Annotated in this window: 1 protein-coding gene; it reads left to right on the top strand. The window is 80.1% G+C overall.

Annotation, left to right across the window (positions count from 1 at the left end; genetic code table 11):
* Positions 1 to 180: hypothetical protein (locus ADL03_RS48180; protein WP_197288136.1), on the top strand; the 180-nt coding region annotated here is incomplete at its 5' end.
* Positions 181 to 332: the final 152 nt, after the last annotated feature.

Consider the following 332-nt stretch of genomic DNA (forward strand, 5'->3'; position numbering starts at 1 on the left):
TCGCCTTACCACCAGGCCCTGGCCCACGACCGCCTGGCAGCAGTGTTCGACCGCCTCGGCGCCGCCGGCGCGGCCGCACACTGGCAGCGGGCACTGGCTTTGTTCACCGACCTGGGCGCACCGGAGGCCGACGGCATCCGCGCCCGCCTGGCCCGCGCACGGGCCGTGTCGGTGGGGTGAGCACGTGGGCCGCTCGGGTCGGCTGCGCGGGTGGGCTGCGCGCGGACGCGTCTCGCGGCGGGCTGCGTGGGCGCGCTGCGTGGGCGGGCTGCGTGGGCGGGCTGCGCGCGGGCGCGTCTCGCGGTGGGCTGCGGGGGCGGGCTGCGTGGGCG

Origin of the sequence: Nocardia sp. NRRL S-836, assembly GCF_001279525.1 — a bacterium.
Taxonomy (GTDB): Bacteria; Actinomycetota; Actinomycetes; order Mycobacteriales; family Pseudonocardiaceae; genus Lentzea.